Consider the following 21,105-nt stretch of genomic DNA (forward strand, 5'->3'; position numbering starts at 1 on the left):
CATGAAATAAAAGGGATAGCTCAAGGTTATATTTTGCCCAGAAGAAGTAGGCGACATTTGACATAAGTGGTTACATAACCGTTTGATAATATTGATTTATATTATATGCATTCACCTCAAATGTGCATATATAGCAGCGTTTCTAGAATAAATGAAGCTAGATATTCATCGTGAATATTTTTCCAAATAAGTGCTTGTCTAAATCAACCAACTCCATTACAATACAATTGATAATGAGATTCAATATCATTTAGAGTGAGAAGGGGAGACGAGTTCCATGTTTCGATTCAGCAAAAAGTTATATATTTATGCAGCACTTATTCTTATGATTTCGCTGCTGGCTGGCTGTGCTTCAGGGGGAAATGCGGGTACAACCAATACAGCAAGCTCAGCAACAAGTGGTAAAAGTGCTGAAGGCAGCACGGAGGGAGATAAAGCTGTCAAAGCAACAGACGAGACTCGGGTAATCAAACATGCGATGGGGGAAACAAAAATCACGGGAACTCCGCAACGAATCGTGACACTGTTCCAGGGTGCGAATGATGTCGTCGTTGCACTTGGCGTGAAACCGGCAGGTGTTGTGGAATCATGGGTGCAGCAGCCGGTTTATGAATATCTGCGTAAAGATCTGGATGGTGTACCGCAAGTAGGTCAGGAATCCCAGCCCAATCTGGAAGAAATCAACAAGTTGAAGCCTGATCTTATCATTGCAACCAAAATCAGACATGAGGAAATCTATGATCAGTTGTCACAGATTGCGCCAACAGTAGTAACCGAAACGCTGTTTGACTGGAAAGAAACATTGAAGATTGCCGGGGAAGCCATGAACAAAACAGAGGAGTCGAATAAGCTGCTTGCCGATTGGGAGACGCGTGTCGCGGATTTCAAAGAGAAAATGGGTGACCGTCTGCCGATTGAAGCAACCATTACCAACTTCAGAGCCGATCAGGTTCGTATTTTCTACATGGGATATGCAGGTAAGATCCTGAAAGAACTTGGTTTTACAAGACCGGCTGGCCATGATGAAGATAAATGGGGTGTTGAACTGACATCCAAAGAGGCTATTCCGGATATGAATGCAGATATGATTTTTAATTTCAATTCAGGTACGGATACGGCAGCAATTGAGAAAAATTATCAGGATTGGACAAGCAGTCCGCTCTGGAAAAACCTTGATGCTGTGAAAAACAACCAGCTGTACCAGGTCGATGAGGTGGCTTGGAACATGGCAGGCGGATATACATCAGCCAACATGATGCTGGACGATCTATACAAGCTCTTCAACCTGAATAAATAATAACCGGATTAGGATCTGCCATGCACCAGAACTTTCGTTAGCGAAGTGTAGGGGCAGGCAGGTCCTGTTTCACTTCACAGATGAAAGAGTGAGAGTATGTTTCCCCTTTTTACCAAGGCGAGTGCCAAAATATACGGGTTGGTCGGATTGTTCATTCTTACGTTGCTCGCAGCAACCGCCAGCATGATTCTGGGACGCACCCCTATTACGTTTCACATGTTATGGGATGCGGTTCAGTCCTATGATGATACATCAGTGGAGCATGTGGTGCTACTGACAGAGCGATTGCCACGCACGGTTATTGCGGCTGTTGTAGGGGCAAGTCTGGCTGTTGCAGGCGGACTGATGCAGGCGCTGACACGTAATCCACTGGCTTCCCCGAGTGTGTTCGGGATCAACGCGGGTGCGATTTTCTTTATTGTTATTGCTGTTGTTATATTGTCCGTGTCTTCCTTAACCACGATGATGTGGTTTGGGTTTGCCGGGGCAGCCATATCGGCAGCTATTGTATATGGTTTGGGTTCACTGGGGCGTGATGGCCTGACTCCAATCAAAATTGTTTTAGCGGGTACTGCTATTTCAGCCTTGTTTGCCTCCTTTACCCAAGCGATTCTTGTGCTGGATGGCACAGGGCTGCAGGATGTCCTGTTCTGGCTTGCTGGTTCGGTAAGTGGACGAACGCTGGAGATGCTCTATCCTGTTCTACCTTATATTGCGGCAGCCGCACTGGTGTCTTTATTTATGGGCAGAGCCATCAATTTGTTATTAACAGGGGATGACATTGCCAAAGGAATGGGACAGAACGTACTCCTGGTCAAAGTGATGATGGGAATCGTCACGGTAGTACTCGCGGGTGGTTCTGTAGCAGTTGCCGGTTCCATAGGTCTTGTGGGCCTCGTCGTACCGCATATTATGCGTGCTTTTGTGGGCAATGACTATCGCTGGCTTGTCCCGTATTGCTTCTTTGGTGGAGCGATATTGTTAATGTCAGCTGACGTCGTAGCAAGGCTGGTCATTATGCCGCAGGAAGTTCCGCTGGGTGTCATGACGGCATTAATCGGTGGTCCTTTCTTCGTATATATTGCCCGCAAGGGGGTGACGAAGATATGAAGAAGATGCTGACGTATCGGAATAAAAAGGACACGGTCTCCATGCAAGTGGAACGTAAGCCGATGGTTGTCATCGTCGTATGCCTCATTCTGTTTTTGACAGCCGGGGTGGTCGGAACCAGTATGGGAAGTGACTTTATTTCCCCGCTGGACGTCATTCGAACCATCTTTGGACTGAATGCAGGAGAGCATGATTTCGTCGTGCTGACACTCAGGCTTCCACGTGTGTTGTTATCTCTGCTTGTCGGGGCCGCACTGGGGATGTCGGGTGCACTGTTGCAGGGCATTATCCGTAACCCACTTGCCTCACCTGATGTCATCGGCATAACTGGTGGTGCTGCAGTGGCAGCTGTAGGATTTGTAACATTACTGGGTGGAGCCGTAAGCATTAAATTGCTGCCACTCTTTGCGGTTATGGGTGCTATGGTAACAGCATTCATCATTTATATCTTGGCCTGGAAAAAAGGAGTCAGTCCGATCCGGCTGGTGCTGATCGGTATAGGCGTATCGGCTATTACGGGCGCTGGCACGACGTTTATGCTGATACTAAGCCCGTTTTATACAGCAAGTCAGGCTTATATCTGGCTAACTGGCAGCATCTATGGTGCCACATGGACAGATATTCAGACGATATTACCCGTGATTGTCATCGTCCTGCCTCTTGCCATGTGGTTTGGCCGCAGTCTGAATGCACAGGAGTTCGGAGATGACCTTGCGACAGGGCTTGGCGTTACGGTGCAGTGGCATCGATCTGTGTTGTTATTATGCAGTGTGCTCCTCGCCGGGATTGCTGTGTCTGTCGCTGGTACGATTGGCTTTGTGGGTTTGATTGCCCCGCATATCGCACGAAAACTGGTAGGGCGGATGTTTGGCAGCTTGCTGCTGGTATCCGGCTTTGTAGGTGCTTTACTGGTATGCACAGCTGATCTCATTGCCCGAACGGCGTTTCTGCCGCTGGATATCCCTGCAGGCGTATTTACCGCAGGAATTGGAGCACCGTTTTTCCTGTATCTATTATTTAAGAATCGAAACCATTATTGAGGGGGAGAGAGCCGTGAGTATTCTGGAAGCCAAGGATCTTACCATCTCCTATGGAGCAGATCCGATTATAGAAAACCTGAACCTGACCATTCCTAAGGGAGAGATTACAGTCCTGATCGGCAGTAATGGCTGCGGCAAATCGACGCTATTGCGCACGATGGCAAGACTGTTGAAGTCCAGCTCAGGCACGGTGTTGCTGGATGGAGAAGAGATTGCAAAGCTGCCCACCAAAGAAATCTCAAGACGTATGTCTATTCTGCCCCAAGGACCAACGGCACCGGAAGGTTTGACCGTGAATCAGCTGGTTCGCCAAGGACGCTATCCTCACCAGACATGGCTTAAACAGTGGTCGCGTGAGGATGAGCGCATGGTCGAACTGGCTCTTGCATCCACACATCTGACAGCACTTGCGGATCGGCCTGTTGATGCGTTATCCGGTGGTCAGCGTCAACGCGCATGGATTGCGATGACCTTGGCACAAGGTACAGAAACATTGCTGCTGGACGAGCCTACGACATATCTGGATATGACACATCAGATTGATATTCTGGATCTGCTGTTTGAATTAAATGAACGAGAAGGGCGTACCATCGTAATGGTGCTTCACGACCTGAATCTGGCCTGCCGATACGCACATCATATTGTTGCGGTGCACAACAAGTCCATCTATGCAGAGGGTAAACCGGAAGATATTATCAATCGTGACCTCGTGCGAAACGTTTTTCAGATGGAGTGTGATATTGCTGTAGATCCGTTATTCGGTACACCAACCTGTATCCCGCACGGAAGAGGCAGGAAGCTGAATGAAACTCAGCAGCGTTATACACAGCTGGCTAGATGAACGGGAGCTTCGGGGCACCTGTTTGTCAAAGATACCCAGAATGCTGAATCGCTACGTTTGCTATGCTTTTTTGGAAAATGCTACGCCTAGAGCGTCAATGAAAATAGGCGTATACGTCATATTTTTACGATTATCCATCCTTCAAATATTCCTCAGTACCATCATCTTATCGTCATGGGGATAACGAAACAGGCAAGCAGAGGATTTGGAAACTCCATGGCTTGCCTCGTTTGTTATGCCTATGTATGCCACTATTCCACGATTACATAACCAAATCCCATCGAAAATAAATATATTTTTTTCCTAAAAAGTTTCATATTGACAACAGGCAAATAATTACCATAAAATAGATTTTGCGTGATACTGATAATCATTATCAATAAAATCAACCGATAGGAAGGTCGGATATGAATTTACTTCGTTCCAAAAGTTCCGTATTTCCAGAAGGTTTTGAGAATCTACAGAATCGGCTGATTCTGAACAAAGCAAGGGAGATGGGGATCGGGTGCGAGCTGCTGGTGGATGGTTGTGAGGATTTTCTACAACTGTCCTTGGAGCACAAACAGATCATCATTAACAAAACAAGAACTCATCGGCTACCGCTGATCGCAGGACTGCTTGCCAAGAATAAACAGGCATGTAATCTGATCCTGCATGAACAGGGGATGCCAGTTCCCCCGTATATCGTTGTAGCAGCCATGGGAGAAGAGGCCGAAGTTTTCCTCCATCAATACAGTTCCATCGTAGTCAAACCGCTGGATTCCAGCAGCAGTCAAGGGGTTACGCTGGATGTACGAACTGTTGCTGAGCTGGAAGCGGCAATACATCTCGCAACCCAGTATGGCAGTAGCATTCTGCTACAACAATATGTCATTGGAACCGACTACCGGGTGCTAATTATCAACGATCAGGTAGCGGCGGTTAACCAATACCGTCCTGTGTATGTGACGGGCAACGGTAGTTCATCTGTCCGTGAACGGATTGAAATGCTGAACCGGAACCGCATACAGGATACAGAGATTGGTGCGTACGAAGCTTTCCCCGCGATTGATCCCGAAAATACTCATTTGCTGGATACGTTGCGTAAGCAAGGTCTTGCTTTGAATGACGTGTCTCCTGTGGATCAGGAGATTGAGCTGTATGATCTCCGGAATTCGGCGGCCGGGAAGATCAGTGAATTTTACAGGGATTGTACGGATGACATTCACCCTGATAATGCCCGCATGATGATACAGGCAGCCCAAGCGCTCCAGATTGACGTTGCAGGTATAGATGTTCGCTGCAAGGACATCCGAGTACCTATTACGACGGCACAGGGAGGCATTCTGGAGGTCAACGCATTGCCGGATCTGACTCACCATGTGTATCCACATGGCGGCACGACAAGGGATGTTGTCCGTCAATATCTGGAGTATCTATTTCAGAGTTAACGGCTAACGCGTAATAAAGCGCTTGTTTCACAGGATGATGTGTTGAACTTGTTTCAGTATGTAATGGGTTGTCACAAATTCAATAACCAATGTACAGGCATTTTTTGACCTGAATCGATGATAAGGGGCGTTAGAGAGTTATGTCAGTAGAGGTACAGACGGAATACCTGAAACTGCAAAACGAAAAGGAGTCCAACGCACGAGCGTACCCAAGGCACTTTCCGCTCGTTATCAGCAAAGCTCAAGGTATCAAGATTACGGATACGGAAGGCCGTGAGTATTACGATTGCTTGGCAGGTGCGGGCACACTCGCGCTTGGACATAACCATGAAACAGTCGTTGGTGCTATTCGCGATGTTCTGGATCAGCAGATTCCATTACATACACTGGATTTGGCCACACCACTGAAGCTTTCGTTCATGCAAGAGATATTCTCTTTACTGCCCGAAGAGATGCGGGATACATCCAAAATCCAGTTCTGCGGTCCAACGGGGGCGGACGCGGTTGAAGCTGCAATTAAGCTAGTGAAACATGCCACAGGCGGGAAGTCCATTCTGGCTTTCCAAGGTGGATATCATGGTTCAACTCAAGCGACGATGTCGATGAGCGGCAATTTGAGTAAAAAAGAAAACCTGCAAAGTCTCCTGCCGGATGTGCATTTCCTGCCATTTCCCTATGAATATCGTTGTCCGTTTGGGGTTGGTGAAGGCATGACCGCCCGATTAAGTGCACAGTACATCGAGAACTTACTGGATGATTGCGAGAGCGGAATAGCTGCACCGTGCGGAGTGATCGTAGAAACCGTACAGGGCGAGGGTGGTGCAATTCCTGCGGATATCGAGTGGCTGAAAGAGTTGCGCCGAATCACTGCGGAACGAAATATTCCGCTCATTATTGACGAAGTGCAGACCGGCATTGCACGTACGGGTCGTATGTTTTCGTTTGAACACGCCGGCATTGTACCTGATGTCATTATTTGCTCCAAAGCGGTAGGTGGCAGTCTTCCCATGTCCGTTGTGATCTATAAGGAGGAGCTGGATCAGTGGAAACCCGGTGCGCATACGGGCACATTTCGTGGCAATCAGCTGGCCATGGCAGCAGGTCTAGCCACGCTGCGTTATATCCGGGAGCAGAATGTGATGCAGAACGTGCATCTGCGTAGCGAGCAGTTCATGGCAAGGCTACAAGCGATGAAAAGCCGTTTTGCCGAGATTGGTGATGTTCGTGGCCGAGGGCTAATGATCGGTGTTGAAGTGGTTAACCCGCAAGGCGGCAAGGATCGTCTTGGACATTATCTACAGCATGGTGAACTAGCGTCAGTCATTCAGCAACAATGTTTCCGTAATGGACTCATTGTAGAAGTCGGCGGACGTCATTCTGCGGTTGTGCGTTTCTTGCCGCCCCTGAATATTACGGAGAAGGAAGCAGGCGAGGTACTGGCGATCTTTGAACAGTCCGTATCGGAAGCCATTGCATTAACGGCAGCTTTATGCTGAGTGTATCGCTGCTTCGGCGGCACGCGGTTTTACTCGCCATTCTACTGGGAGCCTTCACGCTTGTGCTTACCAACAGTGCCTTTAACCTGCTGCTTCCGTATTTTATCGAATACTATGACATTTCCGCCACGGCGGGCGGCTGGATCATTGCCCTGTATATGCTCGCCATGACATTAACGATGCCGCTGGCTTCCCTGATCGTGGATCGGCTGGGGCGTAAACGGACGTACATGCTCGGTATTTGCATCTATGGGATATTTTCGGTGCTCGGAGCATTGCTCCATTCCTATATTGAAGTATTGCTGCTTGTAAGATTCATGCATGGTGTGGCGGCTGGCCTGATGATTCCTTTATCCCTTGTGTTGCTGTTTGATGTCTACGGCCCGGAGGTTCGGGGACGCATTACGGGTGCATGGGGACTGCTGCTGATGCTTGCTCCTGCGGCTGGACCGACCCTTGGCGGATTTATCATTCAGTATGGACGGCTGGAGATGCTGTTCTGGCTGAATGTACCCTTGGCTGTTTTTTCACTGATCGGCTGTGGACGAGTGATTCAAGCCTACACCCCGGCTCGCAGGAAAAAGTGGCATCCATCCAGTGTGATGCGGCTTGTTAGCGCAGTGGGTGCACTCAGTCTGGGCGTACAGGTGTACGCCAGCCCAGCAGTAGCTCCGTGGATTTCCTGGACATTGATTGTCCTTGGCATAGTACTGCTTATTCGTTTTATCCAGGTCGAGAATAAACGTGATGAACCGCTGATCCGTTATTCGTTGCTGCGGAGAAAAGGGGTATTTCCTCTTACCGTTCTGATCTCCACGATTCAGGATTGTGTCATGTTTGGCGTGATTTTTGCGCTGCCTCTGCTTTTTCAGGAGGTATTTCAGTGGTCTCCGGCGCTTTCCGGTGCTTTGTTCATTCCGCTCTCCATCTCCACGAGCCTGTTCATGTGGATCGGAGGAAACTTGCTGGATCGTGGACGGTCACTTCAGTTTATCGCTTGGGGCACATTGCTGGTATCGGTATCTATTTTGACGTTTGCCTTTCTGCCCATGGGGGCGTCCATAGGGATCATCGGGTTGCTGATGGCGTGCCGGGGCATTGGCGTAGGCCTGTCCGGTATGAGCATTTCTGCGATCGGGCTGCAGGCGTTACCTGAGGAAGACATGCATGAAGGATCGGTGTTGTCCACAACGATTGAACGACTGGCTTCATCGTTTGCGGTCATGGGCATGACACTGTATTACGATATGCGCTGGCAATGGCTCGCCGAACATGGCAGAGCGATTGAGCTGGCGAAATGGGGAGCCGTTAAAGAACTATGCGTCGGTCTTGGTTGCGCCATTCTGCTGACGTTACCTCTAGTCTTACTTATAACTCGAAAGAAGGTTGGCTTCATTGTTCAAAATGGAAAACAAACTCCGGCCCAAGGCGGAGCAACAGGCCGATGAGCATTCCTGCAAGTTGCTGCTGAACTGTTATATCCGTGAGCTTGGGCCGGAAAAAGCAGAACATATGCAGCTTAACCCGGATACGCTGACGTATACGATTGCTTTTCCAACCAGCCGTGTAAGCGTGATGGGGCTGCTATCCTACTACTCGGCGATGGGGGAGCATGAATATCTCAGCATGAACTGTAATGGACAAGCCGTGCATTACCGGGATCTGGTGCGCTGGATTGCGTCTGAAATTGCCTTAGATCCAGGCAGGGGAGCCGAACGCGTTCGTGAATTTACTCAAAAAGTGGAGAACAGTGTGGCTAACCTGACCTTGTATATTGAACAGGCGTCCGATCTCGGGATATATGACTACATTACCTCTGAGCAATCCCTGCTGTACGGTCATCCGTTTCATCCTTTTCCGAAAAACTCCAGAGGTTTCACTGCCCAGGACGTGCAGCGATACAGTCCGGAACTTCGAACTTCATTTCAGCTCTGTTACATCGCCGTAAGACAGGATGTGTATACAGAGGAATGGGTGCAGCATGCGGACAAAATGGATCTGCATCAGCTTCTGGGAAGCCATGAATGGTCTGTTTCCAAAGAAAAGCTGGGCATGTATAGACTGTTGCCCGTTCATCCATGGCAGTATGCATACGTTTCACGTCTGGACGAGGTACAGCCATATATCCGTGAAGAGAAGCTGCTGCTACTAGGTAGCGCAGGACCGTTTGCCTATCCGACCTCTTCGGTACGTACAGTATACATTCCGGACTGGAACTGCAACATCAAGCTGTCGCTGCATATGCAGATTACCAACATGATTCGCACCAACAGTGCCGAGCAGATGCGGCGGACATTGGATGCGTCCAGTTATGTGTGGCAGCAGGGGTGTTTCGAAGCGGAACCATATACCCATATCGCATATGAGACAGGTGTAGCGACATGTAAGTTTCAGGACGAAGAACTTACCCGATTATTCACCGTTGCTTATCGTCCGATTGAGTTTGACGCTGCCAATACATATGTATTGTCCAGCCTGGTGGAGTCGCCGTTGCCAGGAGCTCCATCCCGCTTAGTGACCATGCTGTGTGGTAAACGGGATCATGCCGATGTCGTTGATCGCGACAAGGTCGAGCAGTGGCTGTCACGATATCTGAACTGTTCGCTGTTGCCGCTTGTGCGTGCGGCTGGAGAGAAGGGCATTCATTTTGAGGCCCATTTGCAGAATACGTTGGTGACGCTGGAGCAGGGCATGCCGGTTGCCTTTATCGTACGTGATCTGGAAGGGGTCAGTGTAGATGAGCAGTTGGTGGGTGGATGGCAGCGGTATGAGCAGGGGGAGATTCCGAATTCGAAACCGTCTGAGCTGTTACGTTATTCGCGTGAGAAGGCGTGGGCGCGAACCTCGTATTATTTTATCGTGAACCATCTTGGATCGTTAATTCATGTATTGGCTCGGGATATGAATGTGTCCGAGGAATACTTTTGGATACAGGTACGTAAGGTGCTTGAGGAAGAATGGGCACGAACAGGTAACGTTTATGTAGAGCATTTGCTGACTGCAGACGCTTTTCTAGCCAAACAAAATCTGGTGAGTTGTCTCACGGGCATTAGTCAAACTCCGGCTTATGTGCCGGTAGGTAACGTCATGAAACGTTTAGGGAGTGAAGCACGTGAGATTCGTGGAAATCGGCAATGAGGCAGAAGAGAAGAAGGGAAGTAAAACAGCAGAAATGTTAAAAACAGACGCAACTGCAACAGGCGGAACAAGTGGAAATAAGATTAACAGCACGAGTGAACAAAGCGAACAAAACGAATCAAATGAACCAAATGAACCAAATGAATCACACCAATCAAACATAGTTGAAAAAGGACGTAGAAAGCCAAATGACGGCGCAGTCCCCGTATACGTGGAAGTTCAGGAGCGGATCATACGCCAGGCACTGGAAGCGATGTGGTTCGAAGATATCTTGGATCGTCAGGTGAACGGGAGTGAGTGGTCGACCTGCGGTGTTACTGCATCAGGGGAATCCGTGGTGTATACGTGTGACGCAGAGCAGAAGTTTTCGTTTGGACGGGTGAAGGTGAAGGTCGGGTCGATCAAGCGCGAAGGCGTTGTCTGCACGGATCTGGATGTGTTTTTGGAAGAGATGGTGCTGAATCGTTTGCAGGGTGCGAAACTCACGGCATTTGTTCAGGAGTTGCAAGAAACGATGGCGAAAGACAGTCAGTGCCGGGCTTTGCTGCCTCTTCGCATTCCGGCAGAGGATCGTCACTACGATGCGCTGGAAAGTCATATGACTGACGGTCATCTGTATCATCCGAGCTACAAGTCCAGGTTAGGATTCTCGCTGAAAGACAATCTCGCCTACGGCCCTGAGTTTAATGCCGCTGTTCCGCTCATTTGGGTTGCGGTGAGAAAAGAATTGGCTCAAACGGCTACATCCGATGGATATGATCAGGCAGCACTGCTGGAACAGCATCTAACCAAGGAAGATTTGCAGCTATTCCGTCAGGTGATTTTAGACAAAACGGCTTCGTTACATAGGGATGCCTACGTATTCATTCCGATTCATCCGTGGCAGTGGGAGCACGCGGTGGAATCTATATTTGCCAAACAACTCATGGATGGAGACATCATTTATCTGGGGGCTTCGGCCTCGGCCTATCGTGCGCAGCAATCCATTCGTTCCCTCTCGAATCGTGAAAATCCAGAAGCACCTTATATCAAGCTGGCTTTGAGTATAACGAATACATCTAGCACACGTATTCTCGCAGAGCATACGACGCAAAACGCACCCCTGATTAGTGACTGGCTGAATCGACTGGTGCGCGAGGATGAGGTGTTACAACGGGAGCAGTTTGCCATTTTAAAAGAAATCATGGGTCTGTCGTTCCGTTACGAACAATTACCTGTTACGCAGTACGGCCGCGCTTACGGCACCCTGGGTGCGATCTGGCGGGAAAATGTATCTGTTCACCTAAATGCGGGCGAGACGGCTTGGCCACTGAATGCTCTTATGCTGGTGCAACGAAACGGCGTTCCTTTTATCCAGGAGGCGATCGAGCGACATGGGGTTCAACCATGGGCAGAGGCCTTGGTGCGTACACTCACATTGCCTGTCATTCATCTTTTGTATGCGCACGGAATTGCGTTTGAATGCCATGCACAGAATATCATTTTGGTGCTGGAAAATGAGTTGCCGAAACGCATCATCCTGAAAGATTTACATGATGGCGTTCGTTATGTCCCGGATCAGCTGCTGCACCCGGAACGTGCACCGAAACTGCATCCTGAACCGGAAACTCATCGCAAATTCAATCGATATTCGTTCATCTATGCCGGAGATGTGTCGGAGGTACGCGACTATACGTACGATGCGTTCTTTTTTATCTGCATGACGGATATTGCGCTGTCGCTGGAGCCGTATGGTTTGTCCGAAGAAGCCTTTTGGCAGCTGTGTACTGGTGTAATTCTGGATTATCAGCGGCAACATCCCGAGTATGCCGAGCGGTTTGACATGTTTGACCTTTTGGCAGAGGATGCCCTGATTGAAGAGATGACGAAGCGGCGTTTGTATGGGGATGGAGAGTTGTATTTCCGCAAAACAAACAATCCTCTCCGGCTAGCAAAGGATATGCTTGAACAGAAGGAAGAACTCACACAGAAGGATGAAGACGAACAGAAGGCAGCAAACCGATGAGGAAGAATATACTTCAGGAAAAGATTGCTCGCAAGCAGCAGGTATTTGGTCTATTTGTATCTATTCCACATCCGATCATCATCGAGATGATTGGCCATGCCAATTATGATTTTGTCATCATTGATCTGGAGCATACGTCAACGTCGATGGAGTCGGTCGAAGAGTTGATTCGTGCAGCCGAATTGGTTGGTATTACACCGCTTGTACGTATTGCTAAGGTCGAGCGCACAGAGATTCTGAAGGTACTGGACTGCGGGGCACAGGGGATCGTGATTCCCCATGTGGAGACGCTCTCGCAAGTGAAGGATGCCGCACATCATGCATATTACCATCCATTGGGTATGCGCAGTCTTAACAGTGGACGTCCAGGTGTGTTCGGTAAATTCCCGCTAACGGAATACATTACGGAAGCCAACTCGCAGGTGATGATCGTGCCGATGATTGAAAGTGTGAAAGGGGTGCGTCAAAGCGCGGAGATTTTATCTCATCCGCAGGTGAGCTTTGTGCTGGAAGGTGCAGCGGACTTATCACAATCGCTTGGTGTGCCTTGGCAGACCGATCACCCGGATGTAAGAGAAGCAATAGGCGTATTGCACGAGAACGCGCAACAATTCGGCGTACCTTATGCAACAGTCACAAGAGGCATCGAAGATATGGCGGTATGGCGTGAGCGTGGTGTGCACATCTATGTGCTTGGAGATGATCGGAACACGGCATTTCGGGCCTACGCCCAAAAGCGGAATGACTACGGAAGCGCAGGTGGACAGTGATGAAAACCAGTGTACAGCAAGCGTTATATGCGATTCAACGCGAAATGCATGAGCCGATCTGCGCGTACATTTACGATCTGGCAGGTATGCAGGAGCAGGTACGCAGCATGTTGCAAACGATGCCATGGAATACGAAGTTATTTTATGCTATCAAAGCCAATCCCGATCCACGTATTATTGAAGCGTTACTTCCAGTGGTGAAGGGTTTTGAGGTGGCGTCCATTGGCGAGCTGCTCAAGGTTCGGGCGGTGAGCCGTGAAGTTCCGATTCTGTTTGGCGGCCCGGGCAAGAAGGAAAGTGAGTTGAAGCTGGCGATCGAGCATAACGTGAGTTATATCCATGTAGAGAGCCTGCTGGAGCTGCGCCGCATTATTGCGATTGCCAAAGAGAGAGAGCAAGGAAAAGTGCAAGGAAAAGAAATCAGGCAAGGTGGAGAGGAACAGGAGCAAGCGCAAGCGAAATCGCAAGCGAAACAGGGGCAAGAGCAGTCAAGAGAAGCAAAGCCCGAGGTGCGTGTGCTGCTCCGTATCAACTTGCGAAGTAACACTTTGCCACAAACCAAAATTGTGATGGGCGGTGGCCCCAGTCCGTTTGGTATCGATGAAGAGGCAGTGGAGGAAGCGATTGAGCTGATTCGTGTGGAAGGTACGGGTGCGGTTCGGTTATGCGGATTCCATTTCCATTCCCTGTCCAACAATATGGACGCAAGGCTGCATGCCGAGATGATTGAGCTATATTTGCAAAAGGTGGAGCACTGGCAACAGCAATATAACTTGCAGGTGGACGTGGTCAATGCAGGCGGAGGCTTTGGTGTGACGTATGACGGGAGTCCGGGCTTTGACTGGTCTTTGTTTACCACGCTTTTGCAGCAGAGTGAAGCTAGAAATCGTCTGGCTATCCGAGGGGGAGAATTGTTTTTTGAATCAGGTCGCTTGTTAGTGGCGGATCACGGTTATTATGCAACCGAGGTGACGGATATTAAACGTTCGCACGGACAGATGTTTGTCATTTTAAGGGGAGGGACACATCATCATCGGCTGCCTGCGTCCTGGGGACATAATCATCCTTTTCACATTGTATATACTGATCGATGGAAGCACGAGTTTACAAGACCCGAGGTGCGAGGAGAGCGAGCCCATATTGTAGGTGAATTATGTACGCCGAAGGATCGTATGCACTCCGATGCAGAGATTGACCGTTTAAGAGTCGGCGATGTGATTGTGTTTGAGAAATCCGGTGCGTACGCCTGGACAATCTCGCATCATGATTTCCTGGGGCATCCGCACCCGGCATTCCACTATTTGATGGAGGGTGATGAACATGTCAACGTTAATGCAACGTTCCAGTCGGCAAACTGCTGAACAGCAGGTGATGTCCGATCTGATGAATAGTCTGCTCGCTGAGCAGTTACTTCCGCTACAAGGTCATCGCTTTGTTGATTTTGCTACTGCACCTGCACAGTTTCGACAGTTATATCAGGGGATTGAAGCGGATTGGGAAAAGAACCATGAGAAAAAACGTACAACTCATCAAGTATCTGATATGCAGAACTATATTGACTATAACTTAAGTGAGTTCAACTCCAGTGAGCATAACTCTATGGAGAATCACTCCAATGAGAATAACTTCATTGCGAGCAATTACAGTGGCAATAACTTCAACAACAATAACTCAAATAATAACAACTTCAATAAGGTTGACTCTGCTCGGGATACATCCGCAGTTACGCTGCCTTACAGTCTGGGTTTGCATACCGAAGGCGTACTTTGTCTGGTTGCAAATGGTGTAAGGCAAGGCATTCAGTGGGTTCAGGGATCACCGATCTATCAGCAAAATTCAGACGGTAGCTGGACGATGCTTGATACTCCGGCGGCCGTTGGGCGTGCGGTGTTGCAACGGGCATTATCCAAAGATGCATACGGGCAACCAGGTGTGGCAGACTTTCTGGCAAGTTTGGACCTGGCTGTAGAGCAGTATGAACTTGGCTGGGATCAGGTAGAGACGTTGTCTGCTTACCATCCGAAGTCTGCGTATGAATGGTTTGTGAAAAGTGAGCGCATTGCTGCGCTCCGGGATCGCCCGTTCCATCCGACTTCCAAAGCGAAGGTTGGATTCAGCGCCGAAGATGTTAAGGCATACGCAGCCGAGTTCGGTAAGGCGATTCGATTGCGCTGGGTGGCAATCAAACGGGATGCTGTGCAGCAAGGATGTGAGGACGGCTTGTCCATTCTCGATATGCTGTATGATGCCCAGCGGGAGGAAGTTCAGGAGGAATGCTCCCGCAGAGGCTTATCGATGGACGAGTACTTGCCTATGCCCGTGCATCCTTGGCAGCTGGAACACGTCATTTTGCCGCGTTTTACGAAAGAAATCGTAGAAGGAAGCATTGTGGTGTTGGATGTGCAGATTGGAGATGTATTCGCTACGTCATCTCTACGGTCGATGGCTCAAACTGCTGAGTCTGCACTCATGCTCAAGTTGCCGGTTAGTGTGCTGTCACTCGGTGCCGCGCGATATCTCCCGGTTGTTAAGTTGCTGAACGGACTTGTGGGAGAAAAGATGTTAAGGCAGGCAGTGGCTTGTGACGAGACATTGAAAGAGAAAGTGTACATGTGCGAGGAGCAGAACTGGTGGGGCTTCATGCCGGAGTCCATGGGATTGTTCGACGATCACCCGCGGCATCTGGCGGCACAGATTCGTGTCTATCCCGCAGAGTTACTGGACGATGCTTACAAAATTGTTCCGATGGCTGCACTTGGCGTAAATCTGGATGGGCATCATCTGCTCACCGAGATAATGGGCAGGAATCTGAGTGCAGGGGATGTCTTGGAGTTCTACAATCAGATTGCGGCTACATTCTATGATATCGTGATGCGTTTGTTCCAAGTGGGTGTTGTACCGGAGATTCATGGTCAGAACTGCTGTCTGGTGTTAGAGCATAATGAGGTGAAGGGACTATTATTCCGGGATCATGACTCTGTGCGTTTGCATCAACCATATTTGGACAAGCATGGGATTGCCGATCCGGGATATCATATTCGTCCGGGGTATTCGAACAGTCTCTATAATGAGACGATCCAGAAGCTGATTTTTTATGTGCAATCCCTTGGAACGCAGGTGAATCTAGCTGCGATCATGGAGGCGATGAGCGAAGTGTACGACATCCCGGAAACGAAGTTCTGGGAAATCACGGAGCAGGCCTGGCGGGAAGCGCTGCACCAGGTGCAGCTTCCCGAGACGGATCGGGCCACGCTGGAGCGCGTGATCTTCGAGAGCGAGGCGTGGCCTGTGAAGTTAGTTGTCCGTCCGCTGCTGGAGGCGGACGGTGTGCCAGGCGCGATGCCATCGGGCAAAGGCCAAGGGTGGAACCCTTTTTACAAGGCATAGGATTGGGTGGGGAGTGTTCTTCCGATACCTTAAAAACGCTAACGATCTCAGATGAGCTTATTTGAGTGATATAGGGTTCTCTGGAACTCTAACGTTCACCAGGAAGCTTATTTCGCAAAAAACACAGGAATATCACCTATTTTTGCTTCGTTCTTCCAAATTAAGCTTGCCTGTGATCGTTAGAAAATAAAACGGTGTGATTTCGCCCAAATAGCGTCTCTGGTGATCGTTAGAAAAAGTGACAGGTGGATAGGGGAGGGGCTGAAGTTAGTGAGGCTTAATTAGAGAGGTAAATACGTTGAGCTTAAAGACAGAATTTTAACTGGTATCAGCCATTAAGAGGTGGCCCGTGCGCGGGTTGCCTTCTTTTTTTGCCTTTTTTTGATGTTGGTTTCGTCGTAGATCGTGAGATCAGATTTAGGCAGCATGCGATAAAAGATGAATGTTATGCATGAAAACGTTCACTTTTTTGTTTGGATCTTTAGATTAAATTACGTTACAAATATGAGACAAATGATATAATTATTGTATTGTTAACTAGCGAGAAGTATCTTACTTTTAATTTTCGAAAAGGTTTTCGATTAAAAGTAAAATAGGGCTGTTTTAACGTAATAACTATTCAACCAGAAGAGAGTGAGAAATGACATGAATGTGAAGAGACTTTTTAATGATGGATGGCAATTTGCCAAAAGTGACTTGAGCGTTACAAAGCTGACGGAGCCTAATACAGGTACTGTTCTTACTGAAGATGCGGATGTTACTGAGCAAACGAATCTCACTGAGCGAACGAGTCGTATTGACCCTATTAATGCTAGCGATTCTAATGAAGCTATTGATGCTACTGATGCTACTGATGCCGCTGATGCTACTGAACTTACTAACTTTACCGATCTTCCCAATCCTACTGACCTTACTGCTGCTACTGTTGTTACGAATGCTACTGAACTTACCAAACTTATTGATTTTAATAAGCTTTCCTTCGAGGCGGTTGAGCTCCCTCACGATTGGCTGATCTACAATACGCTGGATTTATATGAGAACAGTATGGGGTGGTATCGCAAGACGTTCGAATATACGAAGGATGAGCAGCAGGTGATTCTGTGTTTCGACGGGGTGTATATGGATTCATCCGTTTATGTGAATGGGCAGTTTGTTGGTGAGTGGAAATATGGTTACTCTGCGTTTGAGCACGAAATTACGAATGCATTGTTGGACGGGGTTAACGAAATTTTGGTCAAAGTTGTGCATCAGAGCCCAAACAGCAGATGGTATTCCGGGGCTGGGATTTATCGTAATGTGTGGCTGAAAACGAGGAATCGCAACCACATCGTAACGGATGGCATCTATGTCTCCATGCGGCAGCAACCGGAGGGTTGGCAGGTGGAGGTCGATACAGAGCTGTGTCTGAAACAAAATCAGCGTGCCCAGTTGATGCATACGATTTTGTACAACGGTGAGGTCATTGCATCCTCTCAGGCGGAGATTGTGGAGAGCGCTACAGATGGACGCACTGAAGCACATGAATATCCAATACAGTTTACAAACGGCCAGCAACTTAATGTCCTCAATCCAATGCTATGGAGCCCGGATGTTCCCCATTTATATGATCTCGTAACAGAGTTGCGTCTGATCTCGGAGGATCAACCTGAGGAGGTTATCGAGTCTGTCCCACAGCGAATCGGGTTCAAACAGGTCAGACTGGATGCCAGCGAAGGCTTCTATCTCAACGGTGTCAAAATGAAATTGAACGGTGTCTGCGAACACCATGATCTCGGGGCATTAGGATCTGCGTTTAATGTGACAGCGCTGAGAAGAAGGTTTGTTTTACTGAAAAAGATGGGAGTTAACGCGATTCGAACCGCGCATAACATGCCGGCGAAAGAGTTCATGGAACTTGCCGATGAGATGGGCATGCTGGTGGTGTCCGAAGCCTTTGATATGTGGGAACGGGCGAAGACGCCGTATGACTATGCCAGGTTTTTCACCGAGTGGGCGTATGCCGACGTACGAAGTTGGGTGAGACGTGATCGGAATCACGTCAGTCTGATCATGTGGAGTATCGGGAACGAAATCTATGATACCCATGCGGATGAGCGCGGCCAGGAAGTGACACGCATGCTGATGGAGTATGTACAGGAATTTGATCCGAAAGGTAACGCACGTGTGACGATTGGTTCGAACTACATGCCTTGGGAGAATGCTCAGAAATGTGCGGATATCGTGAAGCTGGCAGGCTACAACTACGCTGAAAAATATTATGACCAGCATCATGCCGAACACCCGGACTGGATTATCTATGGCAGTGAGACCTCTTCGGTCGTGCAAAGCCGGGGCATTTATCACTTCCCGTATGAACAACCCGTTCTGGACGATGATGACGAGCAGTGCTCGGCACTCGGAAACAGCACGACCAGTTGGGGAGCGAAATCGCCGGAATATTGCATCATCGCTGAGCGCGATCATCCGTTTTCGTTGGGGCAATTCCTTTGGACTGGATTTGACTATATCGGCGAACCGACTCCGTATCATACGAAGAATTCATATTTTGGGCAGCTGGACACGGCTACGTTCCCGAAAGACTCCTATTACATCTATCAAGCCGCCTGGACGGATTATAAAAAAAGTCCAATGGTGCATATATTCCCTTACTGGGATTTTAGCCCGGGTCAGATCATTGATGTTCGTGTGTGCAGCAACGCGCCCAAAATTGAATTGCAGCTCAATGGCGAAACCATCGGCACGTATGATATCGACCATGCCCATGGAACCCAGTTGTCCGGTTGGTGGAAAGTACCGTTTGAAGAAGGTGAGCTGAAAGCCATTGCTTATGATGAGCATGGTGCGGTAATTGCTACCGATATACAGCGCTCTTTTACCGATGCGAAGAAGGTTCTTTTGCATGCTGATCGGCAGGAGCTGAAGGCGAGCGGGAAAGACCTTATTTTTGTGGAAATTACGACTGAAGATGAATCAGGTCATCCAGTACACAATGCCAATAACCGTGTGCAGGTGAAGGTGTCCGGTGCGGGGCGGTTGCTCGGTCTGGATAACGGGGATAGCACGGACTATGACCCGTATAAAGGGCTAAGCAGAAGATTGTTCAGTGGCAAATTGATGGCGATTATTGGATCGACGAATGAGGCAGGAACGATCCAGATCGAGGTGTCTTCGGAAGGATTAGAAGGAGCAACAGCAACATTCGAATCTACAGTAGCGGATGAGGGGCGAGAATTCATAACATTGGATGCGAAACCTGTCTTCATGAAAAATGAAGAACTTCCGGTACTGACGGGCAACGCTCAGGAGATTCCTTTGCGGAAAATTGAAATCATCAGTGAATCAGGACAGATTCTTGATGCCTCTAACCCGGAAGTGATGGTTACAGCCAAACTGTACCCGGAGAGTACTTCCTATCGGGATTTGGAATGGTCTGTTGTAAATGATGCCGGCATCGTGTCCAATATTGCCAAGGTGGAAGTGATCACTTCTGGAATGGGTGACGAGCCAGGTTCACAGAGTGTAGACGTAGACGAGAAAAGCCAAGTGGTCAGAGTATCAGCTATGGGCGACGGGGCGTTCCGCCTGCGTGCAACCAGCAAAAATGGTACAGACAAACCCAAACTCATCTCCCAACTGGAGTTCAAAGCAGAAGGTTTGGGTACAGCCTATAAAGATCCGTATGGATTTATCTCAGGTGGTCTGTATGACTATACCCAAGGTGATGTGGGCAACGGTAATGAACGTGGCGTAGCTACCAGCAGAGACAGCGAAACTCATGTGGGCTTCCGCAATATCGACTTCGGCCCATACGGCTCGGATACGATCACGATTCCCATTTTTGCGCTGTCGAGTGAACATTACTTTATTCAGATCTGGGAAGGCATGCCAGGTGAAGAGGGCAGTACGATGATTGCCGATGTCGTATACGACAAGGAATCGATATGGAATGTATACCAGGAGGAGACGTACCGTCTATCCAAACGACTCAGCGGCATTACATCGATCTGCTTTGTGCTGAAACAGAAGATTCATATTAAAGGTTTTTCGTTTGAACGCCAAAGCAGGGCTTTTGAAACCAATGCAGCTGCATCTTGCGATCATCTGTACGGTGATACGTTCACGATTGAGGACGGCCGTGTGGCAGGCATCGGAAATAACGTTTCGCTGGAGTTTGAACAGATGAATTTCACAAGTGAAGGCACGTCAAAACTAGTGATCTATGGCGCTTCAGCGATAGACAAAAACACGATTCATATTCGCTTCTCGGGTGCGGACGGGCAGAGCAACCAACTGGTGGAGTTTACTCAATCCGAAGGGTACGAGGAGCGGACATTTCAATTAGAGCCGGTATACGGGGAGCAAAAAGTAACCTTTATTTTTCTGCCCGGAAGTCAGTTTGACTTTGGCTGGTTCCGGTTCGAGAAGTAATAAGGAAGAGCACATATACACAAGTACACATGCACAAGTATACGTACGAAATATACGAGCATATAAATAATAAAAAACACCTCTAGCGACAATAAATAAATAAATAAATCCTCCTGAGATCTTAGATGCTGGTTCTTAACAGCCAATGATTTCAGGAGGATTT

13 protein-coding genes are annotated in these 21,105 nt (G+C 48.6%); all 13 read left to right on the top strand.

The window, feature by feature from the left end; translation table 11 throughout:
• Positions 1 to 277 precede the first annotated feature (277 nt).
• The 13 genes from EC604_RS04275 to EC604_RS04340 all read left to right on the top strand — a co-directional run bounded on the left by EC604_RS04275 (position 278) and on the right by EC604_RS04340 (position 20,942).
• Complete coding sequence (locus tag EC604_RS04275; protein WP_123062961.1) at positions 278 to 1,297, top strand: ABC transporter substrate-binding protein; 1,020 nt, start codon at positions 278 to 280, stop codon at positions 1,295 to 1,297.
• Between the two features lie 96 nt (positions 1,298 to 1,393).
• Positions 1,394 to 2,407, top strand: coding sequence for a FecCD family ABC transporter permease (locus EC604_RS04280; protein ID WP_123062962.1), 1,014 nt, complete (start codon positions 1,394 to 1,396; stop codon positions 2,405 to 2,407).
• Complete coding sequence (locus tag EC604_RS04285; RefSeq protein ID WP_123062963.1) at positions 2,404 to 3,447, top strand: FecCD family ABC transporter permease; 1,044 nt, start codon at positions 2,404 to 2,406, stop codon at positions 3,445 to 3,447. The genes EC604_RS04280 and EC604_RS04285 overlap by 4 nt, the downstream gene beginning before the upstream one ends.
• A gap of 13 nt (positions 3,448 to 3,460) precedes the next feature.
• Entirely contained in the window at positions 3,461 to 4,288 is an 828-nt protein-coding gene (locus tag EC604_RS04290; RefSeq protein WP_123062964.1) for an ABC transporter ATP-binding protein, read from the top strand.
• 407 nt (positions 4,289 to 4,695) lie between these two features.
• Entirely contained in the window at positions 4,696 to 5,718 is a 1,023-nt protein-coding gene (locus EC604_RS04295) for a hypothetical protein (RefSeq protein ID WP_123062965.1), read from the top strand.
• Positions 5,719 to 5,858: 140 nt separating this feature from the next.
• Positions 5,859 to 7,214: a diaminobutyrate--2-oxoglutarate transaminase gene (locus tag EC604_RS04300; RefSeq protein ID WP_123062966.1), complete on the top strand. Its 1,356-nt coding sequence runs from the start codon at positions 5,859 to 5,861 to the stop codon at positions 7,212 to 7,214.
• On the top strand, positions 7,208 to 8,662 hold the full coding sequence (locus EC604_RS04305; protein WP_123062967.1) for an MFS transporter: 1,455 nt from the start codon (positions 7,208 to 7,210) through the stop codon (positions 8,660 to 8,662). The genes EC604_RS04300 and EC604_RS04305 overlap by 7 nt, the downstream gene beginning before the upstream one ends.
• Entirely contained in the window at positions 8,619 to 10,352 is a 1,734-nt protein-coding gene (locus EC604_RS04310; RefSeq protein ID WP_240036653.1) for an IucA/IucC family protein, read from the top strand. Before EC604_RS04305 ends, EC604_RS04310 begins: the two co-directional genes overlap by 44 nt.
• Positions 10,327 to 12,357 carry an IucA/IucC family protein gene (locus tag EC604_RS04315; protein WP_240036654.1) on the top strand — a complete coding sequence of 677 codons (2,031 nt, stop codon included), beginning with the start codon at positions 10,327 to 10,329 and terminating at the stop codon, positions 12,355 to 12,357. Before EC604_RS04310 ends, EC604_RS04315 begins: the two co-directional genes overlap by 26 nt.
• The gene (locus tag EC604_RS04320) at positions 12,354 to 13,127 is read left to right on the top strand and encodes an HpcH/HpaI aldolase family protein (RefSeq protein WP_123062969.1); all 774 of its coding nucleotides are present in this window, start codon (positions 12,354 to 12,356) and stop codon (positions 13,125 to 13,127) included. Before EC604_RS04315 ends, EC604_RS04320 begins: the two co-directional genes overlap by 4 nt.
• A complete protein-coding gene (locus tag EC604_RS04325; RefSeq protein WP_123062970.1) occupies positions 13,127 to 14,488 on the top strand; it encodes a type III PLP-dependent enzyme in 1,362 nt (453 codons plus the stop codon). Before EC604_RS04320 ends, EC604_RS04325 begins: the two co-directional genes overlap by 1 nt.
• Entirely contained in the window at positions 14,448 to 16,514 is a 2,067-nt protein-coding gene (locus tag EC604_RS04330; protein ID WP_240036655.1) for an IucA/IucC family protein, read from the top strand. The genes EC604_RS04325 and EC604_RS04330 overlap by 41 nt, the downstream gene beginning before the upstream one ends.
• Before the next feature lie 645 nt (positions 16,515 to 17,159).
• A complete protein-coding gene (locus EC604_RS04340) occupies positions 17,160 to 20,942 on the top strand; it encodes a glycoside hydrolase family 2 TIM barrel-domain containing protein (RefSeq protein WP_240036656.1) in 3,783 nt (1,260 codons plus the stop codon).
• The last annotated feature ends 163 nt before the right edge of the window (positions 20,943 to 21,105 follow it).

Origin of the sequence: Paenibacillus amylolyticus, assembly GCF_003719335.1 — a bacterium.
GTDB classification, from domain to species: Bacteria; Bacillota; Bacilli; order Paenibacillales; family Paenibacillaceae; genus Paenibacillus; species Paenibacillus amylolyticus_D.

What these genes read in the sequence shown, in the direction of transcription:
- EC604_RS04330 (WP_240036655.1), top strand. Translation starts at nt 14,448, where the DNA reads ATGTCAACGTTAATGCAACGTTCCAGTCGGCAAACTGCTGAACAGCAG.
- EC604_RS04325 (WP_123062970.1), top strand. Translation starts at nt 13,127, where the DNA reads ATGAAAACCAGTGTACAGCAAGCGTTATATGCGATTCAACGCGAAATG.
- EC604_RS04300 (WP_123062966.1), top strand. Translation starts at nt 5,859, where the DNA reads ATGTCAGTAGAGGTACAGACGGAATACCTGAAACTGCAAAACGAAAAG.
- EC604_RS04305 (WP_123062967.1), top strand. Translation starts at nt 7,208, where the DNA reads ATGCTGAGTGTATCGCTGCTTCGGCGGCACGCGGTTTTACTCGCCATT.
- EC604_RS04310 (WP_240036653.1), top strand. Translation starts at nt 8,619, where the DNA reads ATGGAAAACAAACTCCGGCCCAAGGCGGAGCAACAGGCCGATGAGCAT.
- EC604_RS04280 (WP_123062962.1), top strand. Translation starts at nt 1,394, where the DNA reads ATGTTTCCCCTTTTTACCAAGGCGAGTGCCAAAATATACGGGTTGGTC.
- EC604_RS04285 (WP_123062963.1), top strand. Translation starts at nt 2,404, where the DNA reads ATGAAGAAGATGCTGACGTATCGGAATAAAAAGGACACGGTCTCCATG.
- EC604_RS04275 (WP_123062961.1), top strand. Translation starts at nt 278, where the DNA reads ATGTTTCGATTCAGCAAAAAGTTATATATTTATGCAGCACTTATTCTT.
- EC604_RS04340 (WP_240036656.1), top strand. Translation starts at nt 17,160, where the DNA reads ATGAATGTGAAGAGACTTTTTAATGATGGATGGCAATTTGCCAAAAGT.
- EC604_RS04320 (WP_123062969.1), top strand. Translation starts at nt 12,354, where the DNA reads ATGAGGAAGAATATACTTCAGGAAAAGATTGCTCGCAAGCAGCAGGTA.
- EC604_RS04295 (WP_123062965.1), top strand. Translation starts at nt 4,696, where the DNA reads ATGAATTTACTTCGTTCCAAAAGTTCCGTATTTCCAGAAGGTTTTGAG.